The following is a 19,580-nucleotide window of genomic DNA, read 5'->3' on the forward strand; positions in this document are numbered from 1 at the left end:
GCTTCCGGGAGGGCTTACAGCGGTTTGGACCAGCCGGCCAGTTTCAGGTTGAGATTGTCCAGCGCCTTGAGCAGTGCTTCGACGCTGTCGAAGCGTTTTTCATGGAGGGAAGGCCAGGAGGGGCGCTCAATGTAGACGCGTCCGGACTCCGCGTGGATCAGCGTGTACGCGAGCGCGTTGTCACGGCCGCGATGTACCAGGAAAGTACCGCCGGGTTCCTTTTTCAAGGTGTAGCGTCCCGGTCGGGACAGCAGCTTTTCAATTTCCGGGGTCGTTTGGGCGTACCAGGGCGTTTCAACTTGCAGGCGCAGGTCGCCTTTGACCAGCTGCTCTTTCTTGGCCATTTCTCCGGGAAGGCGCCTGCCCGGATCAGGTTCGATACCCCCGGACGCACCTTCGGCCACATCCTCGGCGCGCAGGCCGACGGCGCCCTCCAGTTCACTGACACCGGCAACGCCTTCAAAGGTGTTCGAGTGGGTATTGCCCACCAGTGCCACCCAGTTATGCGGCTCGCGTGCCGCCTGGTCGGCCTCGATCACCGTGTGGGCGAAGAAATTCATCATTTTCTGGCGTGCCAGCGGGTAGGCGGCTTTCATTCCGGCCAGTCGATAACTGGCCAGGCAGTCGATGGCCTGAACCCGTATGCCGTTGCGGTTGGCCGCCTTGACCAGGTTGAGAAAGGTATAGCGTTGCATCGGATCGGTCAGGTGCCCGCCGTCGAGTTGGGTCAGGTACAGCTCCAGATCCCGGGGCATCACCGACGTCCTGGCGAAGTTGTCCAGCGCGGCCTGGTGGAAGTCCGTCAGCAGATGTTCGGCGTAGAGCGTTTTCACGCCCTTGTTGGCCAGCGCTTGCATGTTGTCGATGAGCCATTGCTTGCTGGCGGCTTCGGCATGGCTTTCGCCGATCACCAGCCCGCGGAATGCCTCGAACAATCGCTCGATGAACGCTGGCGCCGGCAATGCGGGCTCCGGGGGCGTTATCGGTGGACGCGCCGGGAGGCGCAGTTCGGCATAAAAGCCTGTGGCCGCGCCGTGCAGTTGTTTTCGCAATGTCTTGAACGTGTTGTAGGAGGTATTACCGTTCGCCGCCACGACGGCGTCGTCCAACAGGCTGTCCTGGTAGCCAAGTGCAGCGCTTTTCAGATCGGCCCGCGCTTCGCTCGGGATTTCATAGGGCGAGGTGATACGCGGCGGGTCGGTGATCACCAGATCGGGAGGTTGGGCTGCCGAAGGCCCGGGAGCAGGTGGCTCAATGTCCGGCAAGGCGCCGGGCGTGGCCAATGGATCAATGCGCACCTGCCGGTGTGTCAGCCCCTCATCTTCAAGGGCCGCGGCCAGTTCGTGCACACTGTCGAAGTGACGACCGCTGATCATTGACCATCTCGGGCGGATGACAAACAAACCTGTCGCGTCCTGCTGGATGGGCGTGTGAACCAGGCTGCCATCGCCACTGCGGTGGATCAGCGTGGACGGTTCCTGAAGCAGGAACATGCCTGGCTTGGGCAGCGCCTCCTCCAGGGTGCGGGCTGTCACCGTGGCAGGCGGTGCGCCCAGATGCAGGCGCAAATCGCTTTTCAGTTCATCAATGGTCCGTCCCAGTATGTCCTTGACCTTTTTCCCTGGGTCAGCGGTCAGTCCCTGGGCCTGCCCGACCGCACCTTCCTCGACACGCAACGCCACGACACCTTGCAGTTCGCTGACACCGGCAACCTGCTCGAAGCGACTGGCGCGCTCCTCATTCACCAGCGCCACCCAACGATGGGCGCCCCGTGCGGCCTGATCGTTGCGCAGGGTCGTGTCCGAATAGTAATTCATCATTTTCCGGCTGCTGGCGTCGGATGTCCCCTCCATCTGCGGGAAGCGACGGCTGGCCATGCTGTCGATGGCTTGAACGCGGACGTGGTTTAGTTGCGCGGTTTTCACCAGCTCGGTGTAGGCGTGAGGGCCGGCCGGGTCGGTCTTGAACCGAATGTCCAGGCCCTTCAGATAACCCTCGAGTGCGGGCGGCATCTTGCCGGTGTTGTGGAAAACATTCAGGTCCGCTTGATGGAAATCCGTGAGCAGGTGATCCAGGTAGAGGGTTCTGATTTTTTGTTTGTTCAGCGCCTTCAGATTGTCGATCAGCAGCTGTCTGGTGCCGGTACCGGAACTGTCTTGGCCGATCACCAGGCCGGGGTTCTCCTTGAACAGGCGCTTGGTCATTTCAGCAAATGACGTATTGGGTTTGAAGGCCGGCACGAGCGGACGCGGTGGTAACTCAGGGGCGACATAGAAGTTGATGGCATCGTCGTACAGCGTGCGACGCATTGTCTTGAAGTCTTGGTAGAAACGATCGCTGTTGTCCTGCGGGTCCAGCGGAAATTCATCCACCTCTGCTTCAGCCACCGGTTGCAGTGCCCCTCTTTGTGCCGGCGGCACGTCATACGCCAGCGGTTGCAATTCCACCTCGGGCAGGGGATCGGCTGTATGTCCCCAGGGCCATTTGCCAAAAATCTTCATCCCGCCCTTGAGGCCGGTGCGGGCGCCGGGCTCCCATTTCAGGGCTTCGTTCAGGCGCACTGGGACATTGCGGTAAAACGAAAAGGGATTGCCCGGATCGACAATCACCCAGCCGCGCAATTGCTCGACATAGCGCACCTGGTAAAAGCCGTCACTGCCGGCGCGACGCATGTAAATGTAGTGCTTGCCCGAGGCGGTCTGGATGATTTCCTGAAACCTGGGGTCACTGGCTTCGATGCGGGTGGCCTCGGTGATCCGGGTCTTGAAGGACGCGAGAAAATCCTCCGGCTCCGTGGGCAGGACCCGTGTCGGCGCGATCTCTTCGAGGGCGGGCAGCGGCGAGCGGGCGATCGCCGCTTCGGCCAGTTTTTCTTCCGGCGTGAAAAAGGCGTTGGCTTCGGCAATTTCCGGCAGACGGCCACTGCCCTTGATAAAGGTGGCGTTGAACAAGGTATCGATGGTCGCGAAAATAGCGCCCGTCACCGCCGCCTTGCGCGCGCCGGGGGTCTTGCCATTGATCGCCTGATCGATCTGCAAGCCGACGGTGGCGATGCCGGCGCCGACCACCGCCAGCGCCACCGGCCAGCCGACCGCGGCCATGGGGCCGAACATACGCCCGAAGGCATTGAGATAACCGAGCCACAGCTTTTTACGCAGGTCGCCATTGGTGTGCATCATGAACGTGCCGTCGCTGATCATGCGCATATGCGTGGCGCTGGCCAGGAAGGTGAAGGCGTCCTCGTTCAGCACGTCGCCGGTGTGTTCGATCAGGCTGTGATCGGCGCTGTCCCAGGTGCTGACCAACAGGTCCAGGACGTGGTTGAGCCCGACATTTTCGATATGCGGTGCGCGCCACAACGTCGAGGCCAGCCCCACCACGGGACCGAAAGCCCAGAGCCATTTTCGTTTCGCCACCGCGCGCCACGAGGTGTCCTCCATGATGTCGTGGTCGGCGACCTGGAAGTGCGCCAGGAAGCGCTTGCGGTCAGCCGGTTTGCGGGTCTGCGACAACACCCACCAATGCAGGTCGCGGTAAGTCTTGAAGGCATGCAGGCCCCAGGTTTCACCGGGTGAGTAGAGCATCAACTGGCCGTGGCCGTCGTTGATGCACAGGATGTCGGTAGCCACGAAGTCACCGACTTTCAGCAGGCTGATCTGCATCCCGTCGGCAGGCGAGGCCTCCTCTTCCAGCATCTGCAACGTGACCGGCCAGCTCACATTGCCGGCGACGGCCTTGATCACGGTGCGGAAATTATCATCCGACAACCGGCCGCCCTCGCGGTCTTCCATGGCTTTGGCCAGAAAGGTGCACTTGGCCAGGGTGCGGAATGACTTGCTGTGCTTGTTCCAGAACGAAGCGACCTTTTGATCGAAGAGATCGGCAAAGTTGATCGCCCAGAAATCCTTCAGCACCTCGTTGCCATGCATTCGCACTTCGTTGGTTTGGTTGAAGTCTTCGGCCTCCGGCCCCGCCGTGTAGAAGCCGCCATCGACATCCAGCATATCGGCGTTGTCCTGGTCGCCGACGCGGAACCGCTGGATCACCAGTTGCGGCAAAGTCATGGACTCCAGGGGTTTTGCGCAACAGTGTTCCCAGCCGGTGAAGGTCTGCGAACTGCTGATGGCGTTCCTGAAACGGTGCCAGTAAACCTGTTCGGGTTCCAGGTGGGTGACGCCATGTTTGAGCAGAATATCCCTGGCGACCGAGCAGGCCATTTCGTACAGGTCGGGACAGGCCTGGATCAGTGCGGGAACCAGGCCCTTGAGCGCCAGTCTGTCGGCGTCATTGGGCAGTGCAGTGCTTTGTGATGTGTCCACAGTCGTTCCTTGAGCGTGGTTGAGTGTCATCGTAAACATTTCGGGTACAGGCGGAGCCGGTCAGGCCGGCAGGCGACTTTGCAGGCTCAGGCCCATGTGATTCAGTTTGCGCGACAGTTGCTGGAGGGTGTCGTACGGAACGCCGTTGACCGGTCCCCAGGACGGACGATCGATGGAGTAGCGCCCGTCGGCCAGGGTCTGGATCGGTGTTCGCACAATCTGATCGGTCTGGCTGCGGTGAAGCAGGGTGTAGACGCCCTCTGATTGCTCGATGCAATACATGCCCGGACGGGTCAATAGCCTGCCGATCTGCTGCTCGTTGCGGCTGACCCGTGGCGCTTCCATTTCCAGCAGCAGGTCGGCGTGAAGGGTTTCGACTTTCCCGCGTGCCATCTCATTCTGCGCGGAAGGCCCCCTTTCGATGTCGATGCCGGGGTCTACCGAAATGCGTTCGCCCTGGCCAGGATCGACCTCTTCAATGCGCAAGCCGATGCCGCCTTCCAGTTCGCTGATGCCTGCCAGTGCCCTGAAGGTGTTGGTGTTTTCGACACCGGTCAACACGACCCACTTGTCGACCGTGTTGATCGCTTTATCCATCGTCATGATTTCGGAGGTCAGGTGGTTTGTACTCACCTGTTCTTCAAAGCGCGTGAAGGACACTGTTTTTCTGTAGGTCGCCGCACAGTCGGTGGCCTGCACGCGAATACCGTTTTGCCGGGCGGCTTTTACCAGGGCCAGTTCATTGAATTGCCCCGAGGGATCGCTCCCGAGGCGGGTCAGGTACTGTTCGAGGTCTTTGGGCATGTCGCCGGTCTTGAAGTAGGCATTCAGGTCGGTCTGGGCAAAGTCGCTGAGCAGGCGTCGCACATACAGGGTCTTGACCCCGTGTCGGGCCATGTCTGCCAGGTTCTCGATCATGAAGCGCATGCTGGTGATGCGCCCCAGGGTTTCGCTGACGACCAGCCCCGGTGCATTCTGGAACACCTGGGCAAGGAGCTCGGGGAGGGAGGTTGACGCGTTAACCACGGGTATCGCCGGGCGTTGTGGCAGGTTGCTCCACGGCAGGTTTCGGTAAAAACGCAGGGCGGTGGTCAGCAGCGTCCTGGCTTTATCGGCGAAGTACAGGGCATAGCGATCCGGTGCGACCAGACCGCCATCCGCTCCAATCTGCACTTGAATGTGGGTTTCACGCAGTTGCAGGGCCCATCTGCTCAGTTCTGCCCGACGCGCCAAGGCCACGTCATAGGGGGTTTTCACCAGGTTCAAGCGGGTCGATGACGAGGGTTGCGGCTCGGCGACCGGCAAGGTGTGCGATGTGCCCGCTTGCGGCTCAGGCTGCTCTAATTCAACAGGCGCGGGTTCGCGTACGTCCATTTCCAGCTCGACCGTGCAGGCTTTGCCCATGCACTGGCCTCCACCTTTAAGGCCCAATGGGGTCATGCGCTCCCAGTTGCCTTCGGCATTCAATCGCACCGGCTGTGAGTGGATCAGCTGGTTGGGGCGTTCCGGGTCGACGATCGCCCAAAAACCCTCGCCTTGCGAGTCGGCGAAGTAGCGCACGTAATACGCCGTGTCGTTCATCAGGATGGCGTAGGGCGGATCCGAGTCCAGCCGGTAGATCCCTTCAAACTTGCCCGGTTCAGCGACAGGTGTGTAGGCGTCCAGCAGCTCGTTGGTTTGAAACCGCTGCGGGATCTCGGCTGTTAGCACGGTTTCCGAGGTTGTCGGCGGCACTTGTTCCAGCGCGGGCACCCTCCAGTTTGTTTCTTCGGGGGGGACCTCGCGGGCGGTGCCCTCCGTTTGCCCGGCCACTTCAACGGTCTCGGCCGCTTCGGCCTGCGTTCCGACTTCCGCCAGCGACCCGGTGCCTTTCAAAAAGGGCAGGTTGAACAGGGTATCAATGCCGTTGAGGATCGCGCCGATGACGCCTTGCTTGCGCTCCGCCGCGGTCTTGCCGGTGACGGCCTGGTCGATGTTCAGTCCCATGCTGGCGAGGCTGGCGCCAATCACCACCAGCGCCACGGGCCAGCCGACGGCCGCCATCGGCCCGAACACCTTCAAACCGGCGGTGAGGTAACCGATCCACAGTTTTTTTCGGAGATCGCCATTGGAGGTCAAGGACAGATCGGCCTCGGCCGACATCGCCGCCCGGGTCGAGTCGCGCATCCAGCTGAAGGCATCGTTGGTCACGCTTTGATCGTTCAGATTGATCAGGTGGTGATCGGAATGGCCCCAGGTGCCGACAAGTCGGTTCATCAGGTCGGTGATGTTCGTTTCGATGTCATGACGGTCGGCCAGCGGGAAATGGCTGAGGAACTGTTGGCGCGGGGCTTTTTTGTTCATTTGCATCAAGGCCCACCAATGCAGGTCGGCAGGGGTTTGCAACACATGAAACGGCGCGTTTTCGCCCGGCGAATAAACGATTTGCCGGCCCTCTGGATCAATGATTCGCAGGATGTTGGTCGCCACATGCCCGTCGATATCCAGCGCGCCGACACGCAGCCCGGTGCCCGTCGGGTGTTCGGATTGCAGCAGGTGCAGGCTGACGGGCCAGCTCAGCGGGCCGATGACCGCGCTGACCACGGTGTGAAAGTCATCGTCAGTCAAAAAGCCGCTATCGCGTGCTTCAACGGCCTTGCTGAGGAAATTGCACTTGGCCAGGGTTCGGAAGTCCTGGGCGTAGTCATTCCAGAACGCTTCCAGCTTGTTGCGGTAGACGTCGCTGAAATTGATGTTCCAGAATTCCCTGAGCACCTCATCGCCATGCAGGCGCACTTCATTGGTCTCATTGAAATCCTCGGTCTCCGGCCCCGCCGTATAGAAGCCTGCATCGGAGTCCAGCAGATCAGCGTTGTCCTGATCATGGACGCGGAACCGATGGATCACCAGCTGCGTCAAGGTCATGGACTCAGTGGGTTTTGCGCAACAGTGTTCCCAGCCGGTAAAGGCGGTCGGACTGCTGATGGCGTTCCTGAAACGGTGGAACCAGACCTCGTCGGGGTCGTGGCCGACGACGCCGAACTTGCCAAGCAGTTGACTGGCCACCTCGTGGGCGGTGTCCTGCAAGCTGGGGCAAGCGGTGACCACCTTGACGGCGATGGCCTTGAGGGCGGCCTTGTCAGCTGCATTGGGCAGAGGGCGTGTTTCGATAGGGTGCATGGGGCTCATTCCTTGAAAAAGGGCGTTTGAGGATTCCCGATTGCTTCGCGCAACGTGCATTACCTATGTACAACCTGACGTGATCGGCGGTGATGTAGCGACAGCGCTGACTGCGTCCAGTCGCCGCGCCACCCTTACTGTTTCTCAAGCGCAGGTGTATCGTATTCGCCCTTTACGGGCCTGCGGGCCTGTCGCTGATACGTGAGGTAGTTGAGTTCATGTCCTTTACCCGTCGCCAAATCCTCGGTGGCCTGGCCGGTCTTGTTGTCGTTGGCGTGGGAGCGGGGGGCGCGTCGCGTTACTGGCTGGGCAAGATGGCCGACGCCGACGCGGGCCATGACTATGAACTGATCGCCGCGCCGCTCGATGTCGAACTGGTGGCCGGGCACAAGACCCAGGCCTGGGCGTTCGGCCCGTCGGCACCGGGTACCGAGTTGCGCGTGCGTCAGGGCGAATGGCTGCGGGTGCGGTTCATCAACCACCTGCCGGTGGCGACCACCATTCACTGGCACGGCATTCGCCTGCCGCTGGAAATGGACGGCGTACCCTACGTGTCGCAATTGCCGGTGCTGCCGGGCGAATACTTCGACTACAAGTTCCGTGTGCCGGATGCCGGCAGCTACTGGTATCACCCGCACGTGAACAGCAGCGAAGAGCTTGGCCGAGGCCTGGTGGGCCCGCTGATTGTCGAAGAGCGCGAGCCGACCGGGTTCCAGTACGAGAAAACCTTGAGCCTCAAGAGTTGGCATGTCGACGAGGTGGGAAATTTCGTCGAGTTCAGCATTCCCCGCGAAGCGGCCCGTGGCGGCACGGCGGGGCGCCTGGCGACGATCAATGGCGTGGCGCAGGCGGTCATCGACTTGCCGGCCGGGCAGATCACCCGGGTGCGCCTGCTCAACCTTGATAACACCCTGACCTATCGCCTGAACATTCCCGGCGTCGAAGCGCAGATTTACGCGCTGGACGGCAATCCTGTCGAGCCCCGGCCCATGGGCAAGGAGTACTGGCTCGGCCCGGGCATGCGCATTTGCCTGGCGATCAAGGCCCCGCCGGCGGGGCAAGAACTGTCCCTGCGCAACGGGCCTGTCCGCCTGGGCACGTTGCGTTCGGTGGCCAATACCGACGCGCCGACACAATGGCCACCCGCGCTGCCCGCCAACCCGGTGGCCGAGCCGGACCTGGCCAATGCCGAGAAACTCAACTTCAATTTCGAATGGGTCGGCTCGGTCTCGGTCAACGTCGAGAACGGCAAGCCACCCAGCCTGTGGCAGATCAACGGCAAGGCCTGGGACATCACCGACAAGACCTGCGCCGACCGCCCGATTGCCAAGCTTGTGAAGGGCAAGAGCTACATTTTCGAATTGAAGAACATGACTCAATACCAGCATCCGATTCACTTGCACGGCATGAGCTTCAAGGTCATCGCCTCGAACCGGCACAAGGTCATCCCGTATTTCACCGACACCTATCTGCTGGGCAAGAACGAGCGCGCGCAAGTGGCGCTGGTGGCGGATAACCCCGGCGTGTGGATGTTCCACTGCCACGTGATCGACCACATGGAAACCGGCCTGATGGCCGCCATCGAGGTGGCGTGATGCGTCAGATACGACCCGCCGCGATCATCGACCGCAGCCGTGACCGCGACTTCATGCGCGAAGCCCTGGCACTCGCCGCGCAAGGCGCCGCTCTTGGCGAAGTGCCGGTGGGCGCGGTGCTGGTGCAGGACGGTGAAATCATCGGCCGTGGCTTCAATTGCCCGATCAGCGGCAACGACCCGAGCGCCCACGCCGAAATGGTCGCGATCCGTGATGCGGCGCAGGCGGTGAGCAACTATCGCCTGCCCGGCAGCACGCTGTATGTCACGCTGGAGCCGTGCAGCATGTGCGCCGGGCTGATCGTGCATTCACGGGTGGCGCGGGTGGTGTACGGCGCGCTGGAGCCGAAGGCGGGGATTGTGCAGAGCCAGGGGCAGTTTTTTACCCAGGGCTTTTTGAATCACCGGGTTTTGTATGAAGGCGGGGTGTTGGCGGAAGAATGCGGGGCGGTCTTGAGTGAGTTCTTCAAGGCCCGGCGAGCAAAACCAGCAGACTAAACACCGAACCAATGTAGGAGCGAGCCTGCTCGCGATAGCGGTGTGTCAGCCAACATCATCGTTGAGTTTGAAACCGCTATCGCGAGCAGGCTCGCTCCTACAGTGGATCTCCAGTGATTTGGATATCGGGGTTTTACTTACGAGCCACGATCACAGCCCGCATCGGCGCCGGCAGCCCTTCGATAGTCTTGCTGTGATCCTCGGGATCGAGGAAATCGCTCAACGACTGATACTTCATCCACTCCGTCCCACGCTGTTCTTCCACCGTAGTGGTGCTCACGTCCACGCAACGCACGTGAGTGAACCCGGCACGTCGCAGCCACAGCTCAAGCGCCGGCACTGAGGGCAGGAACCACACGTTGCGCATCTGCGCATAGCGATCCTCCGGCACCAGCACCTGATGTTTGTCGCCTTCGACCACCAGGGTTTCGAGCACCAGTTCACCGCCCTTGACCAGGCAATCCTTCAGCGCCAGCAAATGCTCGATCGGCGAGCGGCGGTGATAGAACACGCCCATGGAAAACACCGTGTCGAAGCCTTCCAGATTTGGCGGCAGGTCTTCAAACGGAAACGGCAAGTGCCAGGCATTGGGTTGCGACAGGTAACGCTGCACCGCCTGGAACTGGCAGAAGAACAACCAGTTCGGGTCGACGCCAATCACACTGTCGGCGCCGGCACCGAGCATGCGCCACATGTAGTAACCGTTGCCGCAGCCGACATCGAGGATGCGTTTACCTTTCAGGTCCAGGTGCGGGGCGACCCGCGACCATTTCCAGTCCGAGCGCCATTCGGTGTCGACGTGCACGCCGAACAGGTCGAACGGGCCCTTGCGCCAGGGCGACAGGCCCATCAACGCGGTGCGCATTTGCGCGCGGGTTGCGTCATCGCAATCGGTGTCCAGCTTCAGACCGTCGAGCAGATCGACTTCACTGGGCTGGATGTTCGGCAAGGCATCCAGCGCGCTTTGCCAGCGCTCCAGGTCGCCATGACCCTTTTCCATTTTCTTGTCGAGTTGCGCTTGCAGGGTGCTGGCCCATTCGGCCAGCGGTGTACCGGCCAGGCGGCGGGCGAGGGGGGACAGATCAATCATGGCAAGGCAATCAACGAGGCAAAGTTAAGACACTGGAACCACGGCACGACTTTCGAGAACCCGGCGGCCAGCAGGCGTTCGCGGTGTTCTTGGAGGCTGTCGGGTTTCATGACGTTTTCGATGGCACTGCGCTTCTGGGCGATTTCCAGTTCGCTGTAGCCGTTGGCGCGTTTGAAGGCGATGTGCAGGTCGGTGAGCAGCGTGTGTTCCTGTTCATCTTCAAAACGCAGCTTTTCCGAGAGGATCAACGCGCCACCGGGCAGCAGTGACTGGCGGATGCGCGAGAGCAAGGCGGTGCGCTGGTCCGGGGCGATGAATTGCAGGGTGAAGTTCAACGCCACCACCGAGGCGGGCTGGAATTGCAGGGCAAGGATGTCGCCTTCGATCACTTCGACCGGCAGCAACTCCTGGAACATCGAATCCTGACCGTTGAGGTACTCGCGGCAGCGCTCGACCATGGCCGCGGAGTTATCCACAGCGATGACGCGGCAACCGTCGGTGCGCACATGCCGGCGCAACGCCTGAGTCACGGCGCCCAGGGACGACCCGAGGTCGTAGAGCACGCTGTTGGGTTGGGCGAACTGCGCGGCAAGCACGCCGAGGTTTTCCACGATGGTCGGATACCCCGGCACCGAGCGCTTGATCATGTCCGGGAATACCCGTACCACATCCTCGTTAAAGGCGAAGTCAGGCACCTGGGCCAATGGCTGGGCGAAAAGGCGATCGGGTTCTTTGCTCACGGCGGTTCCGGCGGTGTCTGTGAAAAGGCCGGCATTTTAGCCTAGGTGCTGGGGCGCCGCGACGGGATTCAGCCGGTCGGAGAGGTTCGCTTCACGAACCTTGCCCACGCGGTACACACTGCACGCCCACCGCCTCCAGGGCTGCTTGCAAGTCCGCAACGGAATAGCGTAATGCCCTTGCCGCTTCCATAGCGCCGCAAGCGGAGGTTTCAAAGCTTTCCTCTTCACTCCAGAAGCTGTAGTCGGCCAATGCAAACACCTGAAAAGCCTTGCGCTGATCCCAACCAGGAGTCTTGGACAATAAGCAGTAGGCCTTGTTGTAGACACCGTTGGAGTAGTGCGAATCCATACCCGTGTAAAACTGCGAGGCATGTTCGATGGAATGTCCATCGGTGGACTGGTGGCACATTTGCCGCAGTCCACCTAGATAACCGTAGTCACCATCGGGCTTGGTGGCGGCACTCAAGACGATAAAGTCGCTCTTGCCGTCCCTGCGGAATTTGGCCGCTTCACCTGCCATGTCCGCAATCGCCTCAAAGAGAAAACTATGAGGTGGCAGGCCTGAACTTCGAAGGGTGAACCCATGAGTGAACTCATGGGCGACAACGTCTTGGCTTACGACTGGATAAAAGAAATTCGCTCCAGCGGCGAAGTACCCAACGTGGTCAGCATTTGACCAAATCGCTACGTCAGCTCCGTAGGGTACGAAGATTACTTTCATCCCACCGGTTACTGGTGGAATGCCTAGTATGTCCAGGTACAAGTCTCTGGTATTGATCGTGTGAAAATACAAGTCGTTGATCGGTGAGTAGCCGTCATTGATCGGTTTTTGAGCACTATACGGGCAAGGGAAAATCCAAGGGCTAGAGTCTATCAAGTTGTAACCAAGGAATACCTGAATGCCATTATGATCGAATGAACAGGACTGCCCTCGTTGTGTCGCGGGCAGGGTGGGGCGTTTGTTACCGTAATAATATTCACCGATCAACTTATTGCCGCCCGGCCCATACACACTTCGGGTTTCCAGTGACGCAACGCCATCCCACGATTCGAGTACTTCCCCAGTTGCGGCATCAATCAGGCCGGTCGGCTCAGACGGGATCTCATTTTTTGGACGTAGATTATAGGACGCTCGATAAATCAGTCGCGCCTTGGTCTCATTGCGTGCTTGATAGACAAAAAGTTTGGTGCTTGTTTGCGTCACCGCTTCGGAAACTGCGCCTTTTTTTATGCGCCATTGCTCACGCAATGCCTGTACTGCCTGATCTGGATTCAGCGTAGGTTCAACACTTTGTAAGTCCTGCTCAATCTTTGCCAGATAACGGCCGCTGGCATGGATGACCTTTCCCCGCAAATCGAGCTCAAAGGCAACGCTATTGCCATAGATCGGCACGCCTCGGTAGGTCTGAGTCATTCGCTGTACCGATCGTTTTCCGGCGAGCGCAATGGCTTCTCCTTTCGCTTCAAGTTGCAGTTCGCCGCGTTTGAATTCGAGTTCGCGGTGAACCCCGGAAGCAATTACCTGGTCGTCAATTACTTCAATGGAAGCGGCGTGCGCCAAGGTTGGCAACAGGATGGAAAGCGCGCCAAGAATTCTGGCCATCAGGTGGCAATGCATAAACGTTCCTTCACTGTTGGCTAATCTTGGTGCTCATGGGTGAGCATCCCGTTGCCATAAGTTTCGGCGTCTATCGCACTTTTTACACCTGACAGAACTGATAGGTTCGCTTTGAAAGTGAAGGGCGTAAGGTATTTATTTTCTGTTCGCGGGGGTGAACGCCGAGGCAGTAATCCCCCATTGCCCCAACCAATAACTGAGGATGATCACATAGGGCGCGGCCTCGAACGGCACCACAAAGCGGCTGATGCCAATCACGCTGTCCGAGAATACAAACGCCACCGCACCCGCTGCCGCCAGCAACGCTGATCGTTTGGGCACATCGGTGCCGAGCCGCGCCAGTGCGCGCCAGAGCATGGCGCTGATGGCCAGGCCGTAGACGATCACCGGGATCAACAGCGGCCCCAGCCCATGGGCAATCAGAATCCCCAACAGAACCGCACCGACACCCAGGGCGATGATCAGCGGCAGCACCGCGAGCCGCCGGCAATCGCTCAAGTACGCTTTCAGATACGCCAGGTGCGCGACCAGAAACGCCCCCAGGCCGAACACGAACAAATCCCCCGGCCAGGCCAGCAACACATCGCCGAGCAGGGAAAAGATCAGTCCGAGGCTGATCCAGCGGCGATACTCGCCGGGCGGCGCGTCGTGCAGCCAGCCGAGCAGGGCGAGGACGGGCAGCGGCTTGACCAGCAGGCAGAGCAGCGCGGCGTGCACGCTCAGGCCGTAGAGAAAGGTCACCGCGCCCATCAGGGCCAGGATCAGCCAGCCCACGGTCAGTTAACCGAGATGGCGCAGTCGAAGGTATCGACCGGCAGCACTTCCGGTGCCCAGGGCTGTTGCGAGGTCAGGCGCAGACGCCCGCTACCGGCGGTGAAGGCTTGGAAGCGCCAGGTCGACACACCCGCTGCGCCCACGACACCGGCATCTTCCGGGTTGCGGTAAACCTCTGGCCCCAAGGCGCGCAACACGCCACCGGCCGAATCCTGAATGGCCCAGCGATAGCCCGTGGTCGGGTTGCTCGGCAGGGTCAGGATCAGGTTTTGCCCGCTGGTGAGCTTCACCGGGCATTCGCTTTGTTTTTCCACGGTCACGTTGTGCTTCGGTGGCGTGGCGCACGCGGCCAGCAGCGCGAGGGCGAGGGGGACAAACAGGCGGGTGGGGGACATGGGGTCAGTGGCTCCGGCGTACACGACGAACGGCGAGCATAACCGAGATGAGACAAATTGTGACAGCGTGGGCGGCGGAGTCGGTACCGACGCCTTCGCGAGCAAGCCCGCTCCCACACTGGATCTGCGGTGAACACATTTTTTGTGAACATCACAGATCCAGTGTGGGAGCGGGCTTGCTCGCGAAAGCTATCGAGCAGGCACTACAAATCGGTCAGAACAACACCTTCGCCACATCCGCAAACCGCTTGGCGAAGTGCACCGTAATCCCTTCCTTCAAATACTCCGGCAATTCCTCGAAATTCCCCCGATTCGCCTCCGGCAAGATCAGTTCGAAAATCTTCTGCCGTCGCGCTGCAATGACCTTCTCGCGCACGCCGCCGATCGGCAGTACATGCCCGGTCAACGTCAGTTCACCGGTCATGGCCACGCCTTTTTTCGGCGGCTGGTTGCGCGCCAGCGACAGCAGGGCGCTGGCCATGGTCACGCCGGCGCTCGGGCCGTCTTTGGGCGTGGCGCCTTCCGGGACGTGCAGGTGCACGAAGGCTTCGTCGAAGAATTTCGGATCGCCGCCAAACGACTTCAGGTTGGAGCTGACGTAGCTGTAGGCGATTTCCGCCGACTCCTTCATCACATCCCCCAGTTGCCCGGTGAGCTTGAAGCCACGGTTCAAGGTGTGGATCCGGGTCGCTTCGATCGGCAGGGTCGCGCCGCCCATGCTGGTCCAGGCCAGGCCGGTGATCACACCGGTCCCTGACAGCACTTGCTCGTTGCGGAACACCGGTTTACCCAGGGAGGCCTCGAGGTCTTTCGGGCCCAGCTTGATCACCGCTTTCGGGTCATCGAGCAGTTTCATGACCGCCTTGCGCACCAGTTTGCCGAGGTTTTTTTCCAGCTGGCGAACACCGGCTTCACGGGCGTAGCCGTCGATCAATGCCTTGAGCGCGTTGTCGCTGATGCTCAGGCTGCCTTTGGACACCCCGGCTTTTTCAAGCTGCTTGGGCCACAGGTGGCGCTTGGCGATGGCGACTTTTTCTTCGGTGATGTAACCCGACAGGCGAATCACTTCCATGCGGTCGAGCAACGGGCCTGGGATCGAGTCCAGGGTGTTGGCGGTGCAGACGAACAGCACTTTCGACAGGTCCATGCGCAGATCAAGGTAGTGGTCGAGGAATTCGACGTTCTGCTCCGGGTCTAGGGTTTCCAGCAGCGCCGAGGCCGGGTCGCCCTGGTAGCTCTGGCCCATCTTGTCGATCTCGTCGAGCATGATCACCGGGTTCATCACCTCTACGTCTTTGAGCGCCTGCACCAGCTTGCCCGGCTGCGCGCCGATGTACGTGCGGCGATGGCCCTTGATCTCGGCTTCGTCGCGCATGCCGCCGAGGCTGAAACGGTAGAACGGCCGGCCCAGGGATTCGGCGATGGATTTGCCGACGCTGGTCTTGCCCACGCCCGGCGGGCCGACCAACAGCACGATGGAGCCGCTGATCTCGCCTTTGTAGGCGCCGACGGCGAGGAATTCGAGGATGCGGTCCTTGATGTCGTCGAGGCCGGCGTGGTGATTGTCCAGCACCTTGCGCGCGTGCTTGAGGTCAAGCTTGTCATCGCCGTACACGCCCCACGGCACCGAGGTCGCCCAGTCGATGTAATTACGGGTTACCGCATACTCCGGCGAGCCGGTTTCGAGGATCGACAGCTTGTTCATTTCTTCTTCGAGGCGTTTCTGCACCTGTGCCGGCAGGACTTTGCCCACCAGCCGTTGCTCGAACTGTTCGAGGTCGGCGCTGCGGTCGTCCTTTGTCAGCCCCAGCTCCTGCTGGATGACCTTGAGCTGTTCCTTGAGGAAAAACTCGCGCTGATGCTCGCCGATCTTGCGGTTCACTTCGGCGGAGATTTCTTTTTGCAGGCGCGCGACTTCGACTTCCTTGCGCAGCATCGGCAGGACTTTTTCCATGCGCTTGAGCATCGGCACGCAGTCGAGCACTTCTTGCAGTTCGCTGCCGGTGGCCGAAGTCAGCGCCGCGGCGAAGTCGGTCAGCGGCGAGGGGTCGTTGGGGCTGAAGCGGTTGAGGTAATTCTTCAGCTCTTCGCTGTACAGCGGGTTGAGTGGCAGCAGTTCCTTGATCGCATTGATCAGCGCCATGCCGTAGGCCTTGACCTCGTCGGTCGGCTCGGTGGGCTGGTGCGGGTATTCGACTTCCACCAGATAGGGCGGGCGATGGTGCTTGAGCCAGGTTTTCAGGCGTACCCGGGTCAGGCCCTGGGCCACGAATTGCAACTTGCCGTTTTCGCGGCTGGCGTGGTGCACCTTGACCAGCGTGCCGTAGAGCGGCAGGGCCGAGGTGTCGAAATGTCGGGGGTCTTCCTGGGGCGTGTCCATATAGAACAGGGCCAGGGAGTGGTGATCGGATTTGCTCACCAGGTCGAGGGTTTCCGCCCAGGGTTCTTCATTGACGATGACCGGCAGCACCTGGGCCGGGAAGAACGGTCGGTTGTGGATCGGGATGATGTAGACCTTGTCCGGCAGGTTCTGGCCGGGCAGGGCCAGGCCTTTGCCGGTGGAGGCGTGCGGGGCGTTTTCCGGGTCGGCGTATTCGCTCGGGTCTTCGGGGAATTCCTGCTGGTCGCTCATGGGGGTACCTGCGCAATGGGTATGGGTCTTAGATGGGGCAGGTCGGCGGTGGTTTCAATGATGCCTTGGGGTTAATGGATCATTCGAAGGTGTGTTCAGCAGGGATTCAGGTTAGCTGGATTTCAGGGCGACACCGTCCCCCGTAGGAGCGAGCCTGCTCGCGATGGACGTCAACGATGACGCTGGGTATCTGACGCCCTGCGGTGTTCTTGGAGACCATCGCGAGCAGGCTCGCTCCTACAGGGGGGACGACATGGCAACAAAAAAGGCGACGCCCGTGAGGGAGTCGCCTTTGGTTTTTACCGCCGCAAAAAATTACTCGGACAGTTTGTACGCAATCACATAGTCACCCTGTTTGGTGCCCAGCGAACCGTGACCACCTGCAACGACCAGCACGTATTGCTGGCCGTCCTTGCCGGTGTAGGTCATTGGCGTGGTCTGCGCGCCGGCCGGCAGGCGGCCTTCCCACAGTTGCTTGCCGTTTTTCACGTCGTAGGCACGCAGGTACTGATCCAGGGTGCCGCTGAGGAAACCGACGCCACCGGCGGTGGTGAAGGTGCCGCCCAGGCTTGGCACGCCCATGCTCAGGGGAACCGGAACCGGCGAACTGTCGCGCACGGTGCCGTTCTTGTGCTTCCAGAGCACTTTATGGGTGGTCAGGTCGACCGCCGCCACGTAACCCCAGGCGGGTGCCTGGCACGGCAGGCCCATCGGCGACAGCAGCGCTTCGAGGACGACGCCGTATGGCGCGCCTTTGTTGGGTTGCACGCCTTCGGTTTCGCTTTTGCGCGGGCCTTGGGCGGCGATGTCGGCGGCCGGGATCATTTTCGACTTGAACGCCATGTAGCTCGGGTTCACGAAGGCGATCTGACGCACGGGGTCGACCGAGATACCGCCCCAGTCGAACACGCCGAAGTTACCCGGATACACGATCGAGCCCTGCAACGACGGCGGGGTGAACGGGCCGTCGTAGCGCATGGATTTGAAATCGATCCGGCAGATCAGCTGGTCGAACGGGGTCACGCCCCACATGTCGCGTTCCTGCAACGGCGGCGGCATCAGGTTGAGGTCGGATTTCGGCTGGGTTGGCGAGGTGTGGTCGCCTTCCACCGCGCCTTGCGGCACCGGCACTTCATTGATCGGCACGATGGCCTGGCCGGTGCTGCGGTCCAGCACGTAGATGCTGCCTTGCTTGGTGGAGGCCAGGACCGCTGGCTTCACGCCATCGGCGGTTTTCAGGTCCATCAGGGTCGGCTGGCCGCCGACGTCCATGTCCCACAGGTCATGGTGGGTGAACTGGAAGTGCCAGCGCACTTGGCCGGTGGCGATGTCCAGGGCGGTCAGGCCGGCGGCGTGCAGTTCCGATTCCGGCGTACGCGCGCCACCGAACTGGTCCGGGGTCTGGTTGCCCATCGGCAGGTAGAGCATGCCGAGCTTTTCATCGACGGCGAACATCGACCACATGTTCGGCGAGTTGCGGGTGTAGGTCTTGCCTTCGGCAATAGGCGTGGTGTCGTCCGGGTTGCCGCTGTCCCAGTTCCACACCAGTTTGCCGGTGTGCACGTCGAACGCACGGATCACGCCGCTTGGCATGTCGGTGGAAACGTTGTCGGTGACGTGGCCGCCAATCACCACCAGGTCCTTGGTAACCGCGGGCGGCGAGGTGGAATAGTAACCGCCGGCAGTGAAGCTGCCGATGTTGGCGCGCAGGTCGACCTGGCCCTTGTCGCCGAAGTCTTCGCACATCTTGCCGGTGTCGGCGTTGAGGGCGATCAGTCGGGTGTCGGCGGTCGGCAGGAAGATGCGGCGCGGGCAGATGCTGGCCGCCGGAGCGCTGGCGCTGCCGGTCGGGCTCTGTTCGGAGGCATACACCGCGTCATCGTGATAGGTCACGCCCCGGCAGGTCATGTGCGCCCAACCCTTGAAGTTCGCCGCGTTCTGCGTGGAGAGCTTCGGATCGAAACGCCAGATTTCCTTGCCGGTGTCCGGGTCCAGTGCGATTACCTGGCTGTGCGGCGTGCACACGTAGAGCATGCCGTTGACTTTCAGCGGGGTGTTTTCGGCGGTGGTTTCGCCCGGGTCGTTGGGGCCGGGCAGGTCGCCGGTGCGGTAGGTCCAGGCCGGCACGAGCTTGTTCACGTTTTGCGGGGTGATCTGCGCCAGTGGCGAGTAACGATCGCCGTGGGCGCTGCGGCCGTAGGAGTTCCAGTCGCCGTCCGGCATGGCCGGGGCGGTGTTGGTCATGCCCGGCACGCTGTCGCGGTCCAGTTGACCCTTGATTTCACCGGGGTGGGTGAACTGGCTGGCCAGTGCGGCTGCGCCTGCAATCACAACGGCCACGCTCAGGGCACCGGTGCCCATCGGTGCGGCGCCTTCGCGCAGCAGCGGACGGCGGAACCACGGCAGCAACATGACGATGCCCAGCGCAAACAGCATCGCCAGGCGTGGCACCAGTTGCCACCAGTCGAGGCCGACTTCCCACAGCGCCCACACCGTGCTGGCGAACAGCACCAGTGCATAAAGGCCCAGGGCCGCGCGGCGGGCGGCGATCAGCAGAATGCCAGTCAGCGCCAGGCCGATACCGGCCAGCAGGTAGTACAGCGAGCCGCCGAGCAGGCTCAGCTTGATACCGCCCGCCAGCATGGCCAGGCCCATTAGCAGAAGCAGGACGCCGAGCAGGCTCGGCAGCAGACGGCTTCGACTCAAAGCACCATCAGTGCTCATAGTGTGATTCTCCGTGACGTTTCAAGTAGTCCCGCGC

Annotated in this window: 11 protein-coding genes; 2 read left to right on the forward strand and 9 right to left on the reverse strand. The window is 61.2% G+C overall.

Annotation, left to right across the window (positions count from 1 at the left end; translation table 11 throughout):
- Nucleotides 1–14: 14 nt before the first annotated feature.
- On the reverse strand, nucleotides 15–4,319 hold the full coding sequence (locus tag F8N66_RS07545) for a membrane-targeted effector domain-containing toxin (protein WP_191622933.1): 4,305 nt from the start codon (nucleotides 4,317–4,319) through the stop codon (nucleotides 15–17).
- 60 nt (nucleotides 4,320–4,379) lie between these two features.
- On the reverse strand, nucleotides 4,380–7,478 hold the full coding sequence (locus F8N66_RS07550) for a membrane-targeted effector domain-containing toxin (RefSeq protein WP_150769587.1): 3,099 nt from the start codon (nucleotides 7,476–7,478) through the stop codon (nucleotides 4,380–4,382).
- A 218-nt stretch (nucleotides 7,479–7,696) separates the two neighbouring features.
- On the opposite strand from F8N66_RS07550, the gene F8N66_RS07555 reads away from it, so the two are divergent.
- Both F8N66_RS07555 and tadA read left to right on the forward strand, forming a co-directional pair.
- Complete coding sequence (locus tag F8N66_RS07555; RefSeq protein WP_150769588.1) at nucleotides 7,697–9,073, forward strand: multicopper oxidase family protein; 1,377 nt, start codon at nucleotides 7,697–7,699, stop codon at nucleotides 9,071–9,073.
- Nucleotides 9,073–9,570, forward strand: a complete 498-nt coding sequence (tadA, locus tag F8N66_RS07560; protein ID WP_150769589.1) for a tRNA adenosine(34) deaminase TadA — start codon at nucleotides 9,073–9,075, stop codon at nucleotides 9,568–9,570. The genes F8N66_RS07555 and tadA overlap by 1 nt, the downstream gene beginning before the upstream one ends.
- Nucleotides 9,571–9,703: 133 nt before the next feature.
- On the opposite strand, the gene cmoB is transcribed toward tadA, so the two are convergent.
- The 7 genes from cmoB to F8N66_RS07595 form a co-directional block, all read right to left on the reverse strand.
- Nucleotides 9,704–10,660 (reverse strand): tRNA 5-methoxyuridine(34)/uridine 5-oxyacetic acid(34) synthase CmoB, encoded by a 957-nt coding sequence (gene cmoB, locus F8N66_RS07565; protein WP_150769590.1) that lies wholly within the window; start codon nucleotides 10,658–10,660, stop codon nucleotides 9,704–9,706.
- A complete protein-coding gene (cmoA, locus tag F8N66_RS07570) occupies nucleotides 10,657–11,400 on the reverse strand; it encodes a carboxy-S-adenosyl-L-methionine synthase CmoA (protein ID WP_150769591.1) in 744 nt (247 codons plus the stop codon). Before cmoA ends, cmoB begins: the two co-directional genes overlap by 4 nt.
- A 91-nt stretch (nucleotides 11,401–11,491) precedes the next feature.
- Nucleotides 11,492–13,018 carry a M4 family metallopeptidase gene (locus F8N66_RS07575; RefSeq protein ID WP_150769592.1) on the reverse strand — a complete coding sequence of 509 codons (1,527 nt, stop codon included), beginning with the start codon at nucleotides 13,016–13,018 and terminating at the stop codon, nucleotides 11,492–11,494.
- 135 nt (nucleotides 13,019–13,153) lie between these two features.
- Entirely contained in the window at nucleotides 13,154–13,792 is a 639-nt protein-coding gene (locus F8N66_RS07580; RefSeq protein WP_150769593.1) for a lysoplasmalogenase, read from the reverse strand.
- 2 nt (nucleotides 13,793–13,794) lie between these two features.
- Nucleotides 13,795–14,187, reverse strand: coding sequence for a protease inhibitor I42 family protein (locus F8N66_RS07585; RefSeq protein ID WP_150769594.1), 393 nt, complete (start codon nucleotides 14,185–14,187; stop codon nucleotides 13,795–13,797).
- 214 nt (nucleotides 14,188–14,401) lie between these two features.
- Nucleotides 14,402–16,819, reverse strand: a complete 2,418-nt coding sequence (gene lon / locus F8N66_RS07590; RefSeq protein ID WP_150769595.1) for an endopeptidase La — start codon at nucleotides 16,817–16,819, stop codon at nucleotides 14,402–14,404.
- A gap of 315 nt (nucleotides 16,820–17,134) precedes the next feature.
- Complete coding sequence (locus F8N66_RS07595) at nucleotides 17,135–19,543, reverse strand: glucose/quinate/shikimate family membrane-bound PQQ-dependent dehydrogenase (RefSeq protein ID WP_150769596.1); 2,409 nt, start codon at nucleotides 19,541–19,543, stop codon at nucleotides 17,135–17,137.
- Nucleotides 19,544–19,580: the final 37 nt, after the last annotated feature.

The organism is Pseudomonas fluorescens (genome assembly GCF_902498195.1).
GTDB lineage: Bacteria > Pseudomonadota > Gammaproteobacteria > Pseudomonadales > Pseudomonadaceae > Aquipseudomonas > Aquipseudomonas fluorescens_BU.